Annotated in this window: 13 protein-coding genes; all 13 read right to left on the reverse strand. The window is 45.9% G+C overall.

All coding sequences use genetic code 11. The features are described 5' to 3' along the window. Nucleotides 1–633: hydroxypyruvate isomerase family protein (locus tag AC4GL5_RS17285; protein WP_490384051.1), on the reverse strand; the 633-nt coding region annotated here is incomplete at its 3' end. Nucleotides 634–638: 5 nt separating this feature from the next. Beyond that, entirely contained in the window at nucleotides 639–1,496 is an 858-nt protein-coding gene (locus tag AC4GL5_RS17290) for an NAD(P)-dependent oxidoreductase (RefSeq protein WP_490384052.1), read from the reverse strand. Next, on the reverse strand, nucleotides 1,496–3,208 hold the full coding sequence (locus AC4GL5_RS17295) for an ATP-binding SpoIIE family protein phosphatase (RefSeq protein ID WP_490384053.1): 1,713 nt from the start codon (nucleotides 3,206–3,208) through the stop codon (nucleotides 1,496–1,498). The genes AC4GL5_RS17290 and AC4GL5_RS17295 overlap by 1 nt, the downstream gene beginning before the upstream one ends. Before the next feature lie 14 nt (nucleotides 3,209–3,222). Then, nucleotides 3,223–3,525, reverse strand: a complete 303-nt coding sequence (locus AC4GL5_RS17300; RefSeq protein ID WP_490384054.1) for an STAS domain-containing protein — start codon at nucleotides 3,523–3,525, stop codon at nucleotides 3,223–3,225. 40 nt (nucleotides 3,526–3,565) lie between these two features. Continuing rightward, nucleotides 3,566–4,606: a protein-glutamate methylesterase/protein-glutamine glutaminase gene (locus AC4GL5_RS17305; protein ID WP_490384055.1), complete on the reverse strand. Its 1,041-nt coding sequence runs from the start codon at nucleotides 4,604–4,606 to the stop codon at nucleotides 3,566–3,568. 27 nt (nucleotides 4,607–4,633) lie between these two features. Then, complete coding sequence (gene cheD / locus AC4GL5_RS17310; protein ID WP_490384056.1) at nucleotides 4,634–5,242, reverse strand: chemoreceptor glutamine deamidase CheD; 609 nt, start codon at nucleotides 5,240–5,242, stop codon at nucleotides 4,634–4,636. A gap of 17 nt (nucleotides 5,243–5,259) precedes the next feature. Then, the gene (locus tag AC4GL5_RS17315; RefSeq protein ID WP_490384057.1) at nucleotides 5,260–6,099 is read right to left on the reverse strand and encodes a CheR family methyltransferase; all 840 of its coding nucleotides are present in this window, start codon (nucleotides 6,097–6,099) and stop codon (nucleotides 5,260–5,262) included. 63 nt (nucleotides 6,100–6,162) lie between these two features. Continuing rightward, a complete protein-coding gene (locus tag AC4GL5_RS17320; RefSeq protein ID WP_490384058.1) occupies nucleotides 6,163–8,916 on the reverse strand; it encodes a methyl-accepting chemotaxis protein in 2,754 nt (917 codons plus the stop codon). 58 nt (nucleotides 8,917–8,974) lie between these two features. Further along, entirely contained in the window at nucleotides 8,975–9,487 is a 513-nt protein-coding gene (locus AC4GL5_RS17325; protein WP_490384059.1) for a chemotaxis protein CheW, read from the reverse strand. Nucleotides 9,488–9,497: 10 nt separating this feature from the next. Further along, nucleotides 9,498–11,909 carry a chemotaxis protein CheW gene (locus AC4GL5_RS17330; protein WP_490384060.1) on the reverse strand — a complete coding sequence of 804 codons (2,412 nt, stop codon included), beginning with the start codon at nucleotides 11,907–11,909 and terminating at the stop codon, nucleotides 9,498–9,500. A gap of 33 nt (nucleotides 11,910–11,942) precedes the next feature. Next, the gene (locus AC4GL5_RS17335) at nucleotides 11,943–12,308 is read right to left on the reverse strand and encodes a response regulator (protein ID WP_490384061.1); all 366 of its coding nucleotides are present in this window, start codon (nucleotides 12,306–12,308) and stop codon (nucleotides 11,943–11,945) included. Between the two features lie 23 nt (nucleotides 12,309–12,331). Further along, a complete protein-coding gene (locus tag AC4GL5_RS17340) occupies nucleotides 12,332–13,534 on the reverse strand; it encodes a methyl-accepting chemotaxis protein (protein WP_490384062.1) in 1,203 nt (400 codons plus the stop codon). A gap of 230 nt (nucleotides 13,535–13,764) precedes the next feature. Next, a partial coding sequence (locus AC4GL5_RS17345; RefSeq protein ID WP_490384063.1) for an EAL domain-containing protein occupies nucleotides 13,765–14,390 on the reverse strand: 626 nt, incomplete at its 5' end.

Raw genomic sequence — 14,390 nt, forward strand, 5'->3', positions numbered from 1 at the left:
ACCCGGCACATCAGCAAATTGAATATGACCAATCGCCGGGTACGCAAGCTCAATTTGCTCGGCAACCGACTCTCCCATCATGGCCATATGATAGATATCATATTGCATAAAGGCATTAGGATGGGCTACTTGCTCATAAACGGAACGCATCTCAGAAAAACTGTTGATCAGATAGTTCGGCATATCAATGCTGTTAATGGCTTCAAAAGTAACCTGAATCCCCTCCTGTAGCATAACCTCAGCCGCATAACGTATATTCTCGACATAAGTGTCCAGACACACATCATGATCGTCACCAGGACTAAGATTGCTGGCCAGAACATTAATACAGCTAACACCGAGTACATTAGCGTATTCGATAGCCTTTGAGCATGCGGAAATAAATTGAGGCTGAAGCTCCGAATGACAACTGTAACTCTTACCACCAGCAAGAAGATCGCCTGCCGGAACATTAATCAGGTAAACACCCACACCGGCTTCATCAGCCCACTGCTTCAACTGCTCAGCTGCCCACTCGTAGGGAAACTGAATCTCCACCAGTGTGAAACCTATTTCTGCAGCTTTCTTAAAACGCTCTTGCATGGGCGAATATGAAAAGAGCAAGGAAACATTAGCAACAAGAGGATTACTCATCGGTATTAAATGTCCAGATAACGCTTAACAAGAGTAGAAGGATCGTGCTCACCAAAACCATCATCACTATGAGACTGCATCAGACTTCTAGCCAATTGAGTCATAGGGGTATCTGCTGAACAGGCCTCAGCATTCGTTATAGCCATAGAGAGATCTTTCAACAGAGTGTTAACATGCCATTTAACAGGCTCAAAACGCCTTTCGGACATTTCCGGGGCAAGAATCTGTAAGGGCTTAGAGTCTGCAAAGCCACCTTCAAAAGCTTGGGCGAGTTTACTGCTATCAACACCCGTTTTTTCGGCAAAAGCCACCACTTCAGCAATGACCAGAGCATTGCAACTAACAATCATCTGGTTACAGATTTTTGTGTATTGACCGGATCCACTCTCTCCCATGTAGGTTACTTTTGAGGCCAGAGTAGATAAAACAGGTCGAACCCGATCAAGAATCTCAGGGCGCCCACCAACCATCATCGCCAAGGTTCCAGCTTGCGCTCCCTGCACCCCTCCGGAAACAGGGCAATCGATCCAATGGGCGCCTAATTCATCAGCTTGCGCCGCAACAGCCCGGGTAATTAAAGGGTCAATACTTGAACAATCAACGAAGATAAGCTCTTTGGATACAGCGGGTTGTATTTGCTGCCAAACATCCTGAACGGCTGAACTATCGGTTAAGCACAGAAAGACAAGATCAGTCCCTTCAAGCGCAGCCTGAGGCGTTTCAGCAACACTGGCCCCAGCGTCCCGTAAAGGGTCGCATTTCTCAGAAGACCGGTTCCAGACCGTCAGTTCATAACCTGCCGCAAAGAGACGCTGGCTCATGGGCAGCCCCATAAGCCCTATTCCAAGAAAGGCTATTTTCATCAGAGTTTAGTCGCAATATTCAGATCGTAATCCACGGTAACTTTGTTGCCACAATTTTCATAAACAACAGCTCGGCAAAGTTGCTTAACAAGCTTAATACCTCTGCCATGCATCGCAGACTGCTCTTCCGAGTCACGCTGATTGATACTCTCGAAATTAAAGCCATCCCCTGTGTCTTCAATGGTTATCCGCAGGAAGGATTCATCATGAACACGCAGTTTGCTGGCAGTAATTTCAATATACCCCGACTCAAGACTTTCAAGACGCTCCTGACGCTCAGCCAGATATCGCTCGAATGCATCCGGTCCCGACTTTAAACTGGAATCGAGTTTTAACAAACCATGATCCAAAGCATTATTCAGCAGCTCAGCCATGATTAAGAACAGTTTTTGATTATGACGCTCGACGCCTTTAAATTGTCCCAGAGCCCCAAGAATCATCGGGGTTAAATCAAGAGCTTTCACCTCGGAAACACCCAGATGAAAATTAACTCGCCAATCCAAACCATCAGCCTCAGCAACTGACGTCAGCACTTCAGACTGCTGATGATCACCTAGGATTTCCATACCTGTAGAATCATGGGCAGGCATATCAACCAAAGCTAGAGTGACATCATCATGGGGATTTTCATCACCCATAAAGTCTTCAAGCGCGAAGCGGATGTCATCCAGTCTATTCTCGGGGTTGTGAAGACAGCCTAACAAACGTTCAATACCAAAAAACTCACCTTCATCGTTCTCAGCTTCAATCAGCCCATCCGAGAAGAGGATGATCTGGTGACCGGGACGATAGGGAATGATTTCACTCTGCACCTCGTATTGATCAGCACCCAAAACCCCCAGAGGAAGCTGAGTCGATTCGAAGGTATCAGAAACATGTCCATGTGAATCAACGCAATAAAAGGTTGGCAGACCCGCATTCCAAACCTCAGCAAAAGATTCACCCGGATCAATCATGACAATGCCGCATGCCACAAAGCACCCTGTAGGCATCGCCTCTTTAATCCTCCGGTTCAGCTCTTTTGCAATAGTTTGCAGCTCAAACCCCTTATAGACCATAGAATAAAAAGTGCCGGATATTGGCAGGGTATTAATCGCTGCGGCAAGACCATGACCAACAGCATCACCCAACAGAAGATATAAACGGTTACTGGGTGAGCGGGCCGCACATAAAACGTCGCCACTAAATTGCTCTGCAGGAGTAATCATCGAACTGATCAGAGGATCTTCCAGCCCCTTACTTTCAGCCATATGTTCCATGATATGGCGGGAGATGCGTCGTTCAGCCTCATCTTTCTCTACATATTCCTGAAGCGCAGTATTCTGACTGTGCAACGTATTCTGCATGTCAACGATGCGCTTAATAGACTCAATCTTGGTATTGAGAATGACCTGATTAATCGGTTTAAACAGGTAATCCGCCCCCCCAGACTGGTGTCCCTTAATGTAGTATTCTTCTGTTGCTGCCGCCGAAATAAAAATAATCGGCACCCAACGAGGCGCAGACATCTCCTGCAACCTTTGAGCAGCTTCAAAACCGTCCATACCAGGCATCATGACATCCATGAGTACCAGATCAGGCTCCTGCTCCGCAAAAACCTCTAAAGCATCCTCACCATTTTCAGCCGTAACCACGTCATGGCCAGATCGCTTTAACATTGCCTGGAGAAGTACAAGATTTGCTCTGGTGTCATCAACAGCAAGAATACGCATAGTTAGTTTACCAATCAGGAAATTTCAAACAGCTTGTCAAAGTTGGCAATCGCCAGAACATCTTTTGCCAGCTGCGAACAGTTGTGCAGAGAGATCTTGGTACCTTGCATATCAGCCTTTTCTTTAAACTGTAACAACATCCCCAAAGCTGAGCTGTCCAGGTAGTCCACCTGGCTCAGGTCCAAAACAATAGCTTTCACCTTGTCGTCCAAGAGTTGCTGATAGGTTTCACGAAAAACCTTATGTGCATTAAAGTCAAAGCGGCCATTAAGACGCATTGTGCCTTGGGCACCACTAGAAGAAGTTTGAATATTCATTGTTACTCCCAAAAACTCTATTTATAACAATACACTGCCATCAATTATTCACGGTTCGGGCCAACTGTACAGGAATTAATTTCAAAGGATGTACAAACTCAACCGCACCCAGTTTTTCCGCAGCCTTTGGCATACCATAAACAACACAGCTGGCCTCATCCTGACCGAAAGTTCTTGCTCCGGCATCACGTAATCTTTTAAGCCCCTGGGCACCATCAGCCCCCATTCCAGTCAGAATAACACCAGCCACAATATTTGCATGCTCAACCAATGAATCAAAAAGAACATCGACTGAAGGCTTATGACGATTTACCGGAGGGCCCGAATCAAGTCTGACAACAAATCGACTATTTTCCTTCACGACTTGCAAGTGACGATCTCCGGGGGCAATGAAAACATGGCCAGGCTTAAGCACATCACCCTCTTCAGCCTCTTTCACTTTTAATCGGGTCAGAGCGTCCATACGTTCAGCAAACGTTTTAGTAAAGCCTGGCGGCATATGCTGAGTGATCACAATAGGAGGTGACTGCGCAGGTAATGGCATCAGAAAGGCCTTAATCGCCTCAGTTCCCCCTGTTGAGGCTCCAATAGCAATAATCTTTGTTAATGCCCTAGGTGAGAACAATACCGGCTTATCGTCAGTATTTTGATTAGCTATTTTCTTGCGGATACCGGCAAGTCTTGGCCCGGCCTGAGCCGCTATTCGAATTTTGTCACAAATAATGTCACTGTACTGCTTAAGCTCGCTGGAGACGGCGATTTTCGGCTTTGCGATAAAATCAATTGCACCCAGTTCCAGTGCACGGATTGTGGTATCAGAGCCCATTGTTGTCAGCGTTGAAATCATAACAACCGGAGTAGGACGCAGGCGCATCAATTTCTCCAAGAAATCCAGACCATGCATTTTCGGCATCTCAACATCCAGTGTCACAACATCAGGATTTACCTGACGAATAATCTCTCTGGCCTCATAGGGATCCTTAGCCATTCCGGTAACGGTCATATCTTCCTGCTCGCTAATAATCTCCTTAAGGAGATTACGAATCAAAGCAGAATCATCAACGATAACAACCTCAATCACGACGCTTACTTCCTTCAATCATCACAGTTAGTCAAACAACTCAATATCGTTTGACACCGGGGTCTGACCAAGAGACTTACTATACTGGCTCTCGATCTCCAGGACTTCGCGGTCGACACCACCACTCAACAGACGCTTCATCAGCACCTTCCCTGTTTTCGGAAAGAAAACAACTTTTCTCGGGCATGTATCCAAAAGATCCTGAGCAACGATGGGTATGGACTCAAAACCAAGATAATCGATGACAAACTGGGCATTTCGTTTGCCTACCTTACTGGTCGTCATCGACTCGACAACATTGCCACCACCAAAAATCTTTGCTTCGAGATTTTCCCTACTGGCACCGCGTTTTAGGATTTCATTGATCAGCATTTCCATCGCATAGCTGCCATAACGGGCAGAAGCACTTAAAGGATTAAACACATCAGAGTTGCCCGGCAACATAAAGTGGTTCATGCCGCCAATGTGCAATCGGGTATCTCTGATACAAGCAGATACACATGAACCCAGAACGGTGCTGATCGCCATATCGGTTGAGGTGACATAAAACTCACCGGGTAAGATTTTCGCAACCTGACAGTCAAATTTTCTGTCGAAGTATATTTTGGGCTGCGATGCTTCATGCAATATATCCATGGCATTACCTACTACCGTTAAGTCTGTTTATGTGCTTTCACATAGACGGTGTGCTTGCGTAACTTGAACAGATCAGACGCATGGGGAAAGCTCTCTGAGTGTCCGGCAAATAACAAACCATCCTCTCTAAGATGGGGCAGGAACTTCTTCAGGACTTTGTATTGAGTGGGCTTATCAAAGTAAATCATGACATTCCGACAGAAAATAATATCGAACGGTTTGTCGAAGGGCCACGACTCACTCAACAAGTTGAGATTAAAGAAGTAAATAAGATCCTGCAATTCTGATTTTACTTTAACTAAACCTGAATTATTACCCTTCCCTCTAAAAAAAAACGACTTAAGTCTTTGATCAGAAAGTCTTTCCACTCTGTCAAAAGAATAGACGCCGAGGCGGGCTTTTTCGAGAACTTTTGTATCCAGATCAGAAGCTAAAATCTCCACAGGTGGGCGATAATTGCCAAAATGCTCGATTGCCGCCATAGCAATAGAATAAGGCTCTTCCCCGGTCGAAGCGGCACAGCACCAGATTCTGAAACTCTTTTTATCTTTATGTTCGGCAAAATACTCTTTAAGAATATCGAAATGGTGAGATTCTCTGAAAAATGAAGTCAGGTTCGTTGTTAGAGAGTTAACAAACTCTTGCTGCTCATGACTACCGGGATCATTCAACAAATCCAGATATTGTTGAAACGTTCGTAGCCCATTGGCACGAAGACGTCGGGACAAACGGCTATAAACCATATCCCTCTTGGTCTCAGCCAGATTGATACCGGCACGATCATAGATTAACGCTTTAATCGTAGAAAAGTTTTCGGCCGTGAAGTGAAATTCGCGATCAGGGCGGGATACATCCATTGTTCAATCCTAAAAAATAGGCTGCCTAATGGCAGCCTATAATCCACACAAAAATTCCGTAAATCAGAACTCTTCCCAGTCATCATCAAGGCTTGGTTTAGCTTTCTGAGCAACTGCTTTAGATGGCTCTTTAACTACGGCTTTAGCCTCTGGTTTAGGTGTAGCCGGGGATTTGATCTCTTCTGTTGAGACCGCCGAAGAGATTACAGGCGCCGCCAGAGGAGGTCTGTAAGAAGAATCATCACTAAGCTTGAATAAACTTACTGAGTTCACCAGTGAACGAGCCTGTTCCTCTGTCGACTCCGCTGCAGCAGCAGCTTCTTCAACCAGTGCTGCATTCTGCTGGGTTACTTCATCAATCTGCGTAATAGCAGTATTAACCTGCTCGATACCGGAGCGCTGTTCAGCAGAAGCAGCTGAGATCTCGGTCATAATACTTGTAACCTGACCGATCGCATCCACAATATCCTTCATAGTTGATCCAGCATCATCAACCAGCTTAGACCCCTCTTCAACGGTATCCACTGAAGTCACGATCAGCTCTTTAATCTCTTTTGCTGCTCCGGCGCTTCGCTTAGCCAGGTTACGAACTTCAGTAGCCACAACGGCAAAGCCTCGACCCTGCTCTCCCGCACGCGCCGCCTCAACAGCAGCATTAAGCGCCAGAATATTGGTCTGGAAAGCAATACTGTCGATCACACTGATAATCTCTTCAACCTGCTTAGAGTTATCACTGATCGTACGCATGGTGCTGACGACCTGACTCACTACATCACCGCCTTTCTGAGCGATACGGCTAGCGCCTTGTGCCAGATTATTTGCCTGAGAGGCATTCTCCGCATTCTGCTGCACTGTCGATGTCAGTTCTTCCATTGATGCCGCAGTTTCCTCCAGACTGGAGGCCTGCTCTTCTGTCCGCTGCGATAGGTCATTATTGCCTGCAGAAATCTCACTGGCGGCAGTATTAATCGCATCTGAAGCTTCTTTAATCTGAGTAACAATGCTCGCTAACTGATCCACTGTGGCATTGGCATCATCTTTCAGCTGCCCGAACATACCGTCAAAATCCTGTTCGATACGCTCTGTCAGGTCACCTTTAGACATAGCGCTCAAAACTCGGGCTACTTCAGATAAACCTTCAGAAGTCGTTTCCATCAGATTATTCATGCCGCTGGCCAATTCAAGGAAGAAGCCATCTTTTCCGCTCGTGTTGATACGTCGATTGAAGTCACCACGGGATGCACCTTCGACGATATCAGCAATCTCAGCTTGGGCCAGAGTCTCATTTGTGGTGTCAGACCACTCGACAACGGTCCCCAAACGGACACCCTCTTCATTAAAGATCGGGTTCGCGATAAAGGCAAAATAGCGACCCGCGATAGAAATCTTGGCGTGGTGAGTGGTTTTCAGAGCTGCCAACATGTGGCGTTGATGCTCAGGATCTTTATGGAAAACATCGATGTTCTTGCCAATTAGGGTATCAACAGCAAATTCAGGTAATTCCCGTTGAATCAAATCCTCAGAGCCACGGAACATTTCACGCAAAGCATCGTTGATATAAATAATGTTCAGATCTGTATCAGCCATCATCACATTACTGGAAACATTATCCAGTGCATTACGGATTCGACTGTTAATATCTGCCAGCTCACGTTGCTTGCGATTAGTTTCTTCGGCCTCAGCCTCACGTAGCAGGATATCGGTCATATCTCGCCATTCAACAACAAATCCCTGACGTTGATCGGGTGAACCAATAGGTGTTACCTGAAGATCAAACGTGCTGTCACCAATTTTTAGGGTTGCACCATGAGTATCCGTGAGACCGGACAGCATGCGACGCTGCATTTCAGGGTTCTTGTGAAACACATCAATATTTTGACCAAGCAGATTATTCGCATCAAAGTGCGGAAGCCCTTTCTGAATCTCTGACTCATTATGGGCAAGCATTTCGAGGATAGACTCATTCATATACACAATGTTCAGATCCGCATCCGAGATCATTACATTCGTGTTTACCACATCAAGGCCACGGCGAATCCTCTGATTTTCACCCATTAAGTCAGCCTGCTGAGCCTGTAATTCCTGCTCCTTCAGTTCCTGAGCCAAAGTATCTGTAAGATCCTGCCATTCAACGATGTAACCATTGCGCTCACCGTTATTTGAAATGGGGTGAACAACCAAAGAGAACGTCGTCTCGCCAACATTAATTCGGGCCTTGTGAGCACCAGAAAGACCTCCAAGCAACTTACGCTGATATCCCGGATTGCGATGAAAGATATCAATATTCTTACCGACCAGGTTGCTGGCATCGAAATGAGGCAGTGACTTTTGCAGATCCGCTTCTCGCTCACGGAGCATACGTTGGATAGAAGCGTTAACATAGATGATGTTCAACTCAGCATCAGCGATCATTACGTTGGTATTAACAACATCCAGACCACGCTTGATACGTGCCATTTGGTCAAACTGACGCAACTCTTTATGGCGTTTCTTACTGATATCAGCCTGAGCATCAACCAGAGCACGTACAACAGCGCCAATTTCATTATCAATAACAGGATCGGAGTGCGCAGGTTTTCCCTCTGAAAAGTGCTTGGCCAATGCCATCAGCTGATGAACAGGTTGCTCAACCTGAGCCAGAAGGGTGCGCGCACCGCTAAAGAGTACGACTAAAGCTGCCGCATGTAACGCCAAGGCCCAATAAAGCGTGTTCTCACCTTCACCCAAGAAGGTAACAAGTGCCCCTGCAGCGACAAGACCACCGGCTGCAAAAGCAACACTTAGCAGTTTTGACCGTATTGATGTTTTTGTACTCATTGCCCGTTCTCCAACTGAACCTGCATCTCGAATCTGAAATCTTTAATGAAAGTGTTCTTTATTCAGCACTTGATCTGGTTTTATCTACCAAAGCCATCTCTTCACTGGACATGAGCTTTTCAATGTCTGCAATAATCAACATCTGCTCATCAACGGTGGCTAACCCCAGAATATATTCTGAGTCAAAGTTTGCTGAAAAATCCGGCGGATTTTTGATCTCATCGCCAGCAAGCGAAACAACATCTGACACCCCATCAACAACCATACCAACAACACGGTTTGCCAAATTGAGAACGATGACAATCGTAAACTCATCATAATGAGCTTTGCCCAAATTAAACTTAATCCGAAGATCAATAATAGGGACAATCACGCCACGGAGATTAATCACCCCTTTGATAAATGAAGGGGCATTAGCGATCTTGGTTACCGCACCATAACCACGGATTTCCTGAACCTTCAGAATATCAACAGCATAATGCTCATCCCCTAGTGAAAAAGTAAGGTACTCCTGACCAAGCAGGCGTCCGTACTCACTGTTGTCCTGATTTTCAGCTATCTGTTCTGCCATACCAAACCCCTTACACCAGCATGCCGATCGGCTTTTTCTTTGCACGCTTCTTATGCATGCTGATCAATTCTTCAACATCGAGTATCAGAGCCACACGCCCCGTGCCCAGAATAGTTGCCCCTGAAACGCCATCCACTTTACGGTAATTAGCTTCAAGGCTCTTAATAACCACCTGAGACTGCCCAACAAGGTCATCAACAAATAATCCGACCCGTTTCCCATCAGATTCAAGAATAACCATGATACCCTGCTCATAATCATCAAACTGAGCCGGCATATTGAGCAGCTCTCCAAGTTTAATGATCGGCAAGTATTCATCCCTGATGCTAATCACAGCACCTTCACCAGAGACGGTTTTAATATCGTTAGCGTCTGGCTGCATAGAACCGATGATACTGGTCAGAGGAACAATATAGATCTCCTCGCCCAATGCCACCTGCAAGCCATCCAGGATTGCCAATGTCAGAGGTAAGCGAATACTGATTCTACTGCCGATCCCTTCCATCGATTCGATTTCAAGTCGCCCACCCAGAGAGGTAATATTTCGCTTAACCACATCCATGCCAACCCCTCGGCCGGACACATCGGTTACCGCTGCAGCTGTAGAAAATCCCGGCGCAAAAATCAGCTGCCAAACCTCAGAGTCCGGCATATTTTCCGATACGGGAATACCTTTTTCCTGAGCTTTAGACAAAATCCGTTCACGACTCAGGCCCGCACCATCATCCTGAACCTCAACAACAATATTTCCACCTTGATGGGACGCGCGCAGAAGAATCGTACCGGTCTGATCCTTACCTGCGGATGCTCGTGCCTCAGGGGATTCAATACCATGATCAAGGCTATTTCTGATCAGGTGAGTCAACGGATCAGTAAGTTTTTCGATCATACTTCGGTCAAGCTCGGTATGCTCTCCCACCATCTCAAGCTTCACCTTCTTGTTCAGCTTACCAGCAAGATCCCTAACAACCCGAGGGAAACGGCTGAAAACAATGCTGATCGGCATCATGCGGATCGACATAACCGAGTCCTGAAGATCACGGGTATTCCGCTCCAGCTGGGCTAAACCATTGGCCATTTTTTCATGCAAAATAGGGTCAACTTCGGATGCCATCTGAGCCAGCATCGCTTGGGTGATAACCAACTCGCCCACCTGATTAATCAGTTGGTCAACTTTTTCAACGCTTACCCGTATTGAAGACTCAGCACCACCATTTTTAACTGCGGCTGCGGCTGAAGGCTTTGCTCCGCGCGCCTTCGGTGATGCTGTCTTAGCCGGGGTATTATTACTTTCGGGACCAGAAGTCGATGTTTTAGCGGTCGATTGATTTTTTAAAGGTTCAAAAAAACCATAACCATCAAATTCTGCATCCTGATTCGCTTTTCCAGCAGGCTTCTGGGCATCTGACGTATTGGAAGGAGTCTTCTCTGTATTATCAGCAACCAAAGGGTCGTCAAAAAAACCATAACCAGGGTCATCGGGTTGATTAACCTCTACTGCATCAATCTGAACCTCTGCATGGGTTTCAGCATCGACAGAAGGATCATCCTCAAAGAAGCCATACCCGGGATCATCACCCTGATTATCAGCGGAGGCCAGTTCAGAATTTTCTTCAGGAAGGTCAATATCATCAAAAAAGCCGTAACCCAGATCATCAGCTTCCAATGCATCCTGACCGACGGACTCGAAGAAACCAAAGCTGCCATCATCAGCAGATAACTCTTCCTCAATCGAGAGCGTTTCCTCAGGAACCATAAAAGTGATCAGGTCCTTCAGATCCTCTTGGGACGAATCAGTCTGAAGTGAAAACAACCAATCATTGGATTCTTCGGAAGGCGCATCAATGATCGTCAGATCGCCTAACTCTTTAAGCGAGTCGAACAACATATCCAGCTCTTGGTCTGGCGCTGGAAAGCGAATCACAAAGGATTGAGTCAATACGCTCTGCGATGCTTCGGCAGAAACCGGTAACGCCTCAGAAAAAGATGGCAAGGCCTGTTGCACAGGGCTATTCCCATCACTGCCACCTTTAGCTATTGCCAACTGACGGTTAAGTTCTTCAATGACAGCCTTAGCGGGTTCCTGATCAGGTTCTTCACCATTTTGGTGCGAATCAAGCATTCCACCAAGAACATCACCTGCCTGCAAAGTAACATCAACCATCTCATCCGTTAGGTCGGTTTCCCCCTTACGAACCAGGTCTAATAGCGTTTCCAGCTCATGGGTAACGGCTGTCATGTCGTTAAAGCCAAAAGTACCGCTATTCCCCTTGATAGAGTGGGCAGCACGAAATACGGCGTTCAGATCATCCATATCAGGCGACTGAACATCCATATTCAGCATCAGGCTCTCCATTGTAGCAAGATGCTCAGCAGTCTCTTCGAAAAACAGCTGATTGAACTGGCTTAAATCAAACGACATTACGCATCATCCATCTCTGTTGCCTAAAGCAAATTAGCCCAGTACCTTCTTTACGACCTCAAGCAGTTTTGCCGGATCAAACGGCTTAACCAACCAACCGGTCGCACGAGCAGCACGCCCTTTAGCCTTCATATCGTCACTGGATTCAGTGGTGAGCATCAAAATAGGTGTACGGCTGTATTGAGGAAGTGCCCGCAATGACTTAATCAGCGTCAGGCCATCCATTTTTGGCATATTCTGGTCCGTCAGAACCAGATCAAACTGTCCGGACTTAGCCTTATTCAGACCGTCTTGCCCGTCGACAGCTTCAACCACCTCATACCCTGCACCTTTGAGCGTAAAAGCCACCATCTGACGAATTGAGGCTGCGTCATCTACCGTCAGAATTTTCTTGGCCATAAGTTCCTCCACCACCTGATTTATTAAAATAGTTCAATGTCACCTGAATCCATGTTGCCATGGGCTACAGGGCTGTGTTTCATGTTATCGATCTTAGTGCGGGCTTCCTGAAGCTTCTCGCGAATATGCAGTAAAATTTCATCTGCAGTTCGTGCACTATCTTCTTTCGTCAGTTGAGCCAAGTCATCCATCAGATCATGGATCACATCCAAACGAGTTTCAGTATGATCAAGAAGCTGGCTGGTCATATCCTGAAACTGCAAGCCCGTCGTTGCCTGATTAATATTTTCTTCAACTTCAGCAGCTAACACACTTTGCGAAGATAGGGCCTCAGAGGATTCGTGACTGATTCTCTCCAGCTGTTCCAGTACCTGTTCAATTCGACGCTTGGATTCACTGGCAAATCCCATATCAACCGAAGATATACGCTGAATTGAGGTGTCCGCATTTGAAAACGAGCTATGAAGATCTGTCATCAGTGAGCGAATCTGATCACTGAAATGAGTTGTTTTCTGAGATAAGGAGCGAACTTCATCAGCAACAACAGCGAAGCCACGCCCTGCCTCTCCAGCTCTTGCAGCTTCAATAGCAGCATTAAGCGCTAACAAATTAGTCTGATCAGCAATATCGTCAATTTCGTCAAGAAGTTTAACAATGCCACCAATTTTACTGGCCATGTCATCCATAATTTCAACCAGCCCCATGGCAAATTTGCTGGCCTGCACCGCATTGTCCATGAAAATTTCAAAGGTTTCCGTGGTGTCATGAATAAAGCCGGAGAAAATTGAATCGACGTCTTCGCCTGCGGACATATGCTGGGTAATACGGTTGGTTAGCGCCTGCTGTTCCTGAGTTTTCTGGTGAACCTGTGTAAAATTTTCAATTAACTGGCCAATAGCCGTATCCAAAAGATTTTTAACCTGAAGAATCTCATCACGGGACTCTTTAAATTCACCAGACAGGCTCGATGAAAAAGTATTGAAAGTATCTGCGGTTTGACGGGCAAGAATTGAAGCAGACGCTTCTTTTTCTTCAGAGGCAGGCGCTGATCGGTTTAACAGCCAAATAAGCAAAAAAGCAACCGCTATGGCAGCTGCAAAAATAACGTTAATGTTTAATGCCAGAAAATGCCCTGCCCCCCAAACACCAAAGGCAGCAACAGCACCAAAAATCAATGATGATAAAGAAATGTCGACAGCTCCGGCAGAAGATGTGCGATGACTCATTTATAACTCCTGTATCCTAAATAAAACACACCGTTGACCGGGCTGACAAATACTAAACCCGCATAAAATATGTATCAATATAAAATCATGTATTTGAGCAAAGAAGATGTTGTATCAAAATCAAGAAACAACGACTTTAGTATTACTTCATATAGACGGCTTGTCATTGATTCTGCAGCACTTTTTTCATCATAGTCCAAATATACTAGATTGCAGTTGAGAAAAAAGAATTACTTATAATTTTCTTCCAGCCATTGAGATAAAACAGGTAATGGCATCGGCTTGCCATGCAGCCAGCCCTGTTGCATCTGCGCCCCCCCTTTAACCAGGTAATCCGATTGCGCATCAGTCTCAACCCCTTCAGCAATAACATTTAATTGCATGCTTTGGGCAATCGACAAAATCGCATCAACCAGAACCCGATCCCCCTGATCCTTATCCAGATCAGAGACAAAACTCTTATCAATCTTAATCGTCGTTAAAGGCAGTTGCTTCAGATAACTCAGCGAAGAATAACCGGTACCAAAATCATCTATCGCAATTTCAAACCCTTGCTCCCTGAGGCGATTAAGCTTTTCAACCGACTCTCCACCTGGGTCCAGAAACAGTGATTCTGTGATTTCAAGGGTTACAAAGTTCGCAGGCAGATTATATTGCTGCACAATATCGATAAAGTGCTCCACATGAGCCTCGTCAGTGCCGACCTGCTTAGATGAAAGATTAATGGCCACTCCAAGCTCTGGGTATGTTTTCCGGAGCTTCGATATCTCCGCTACCGCCTGATTGAAAACCCAGCCACCCAAGGGAATGATAAGCCCTGTTTCTTCAGCCAAAGAAATAAACTGATCCGGTGGAA

This window comes from Oceanospirillum sp. (genome assembly GCF_982874595.1).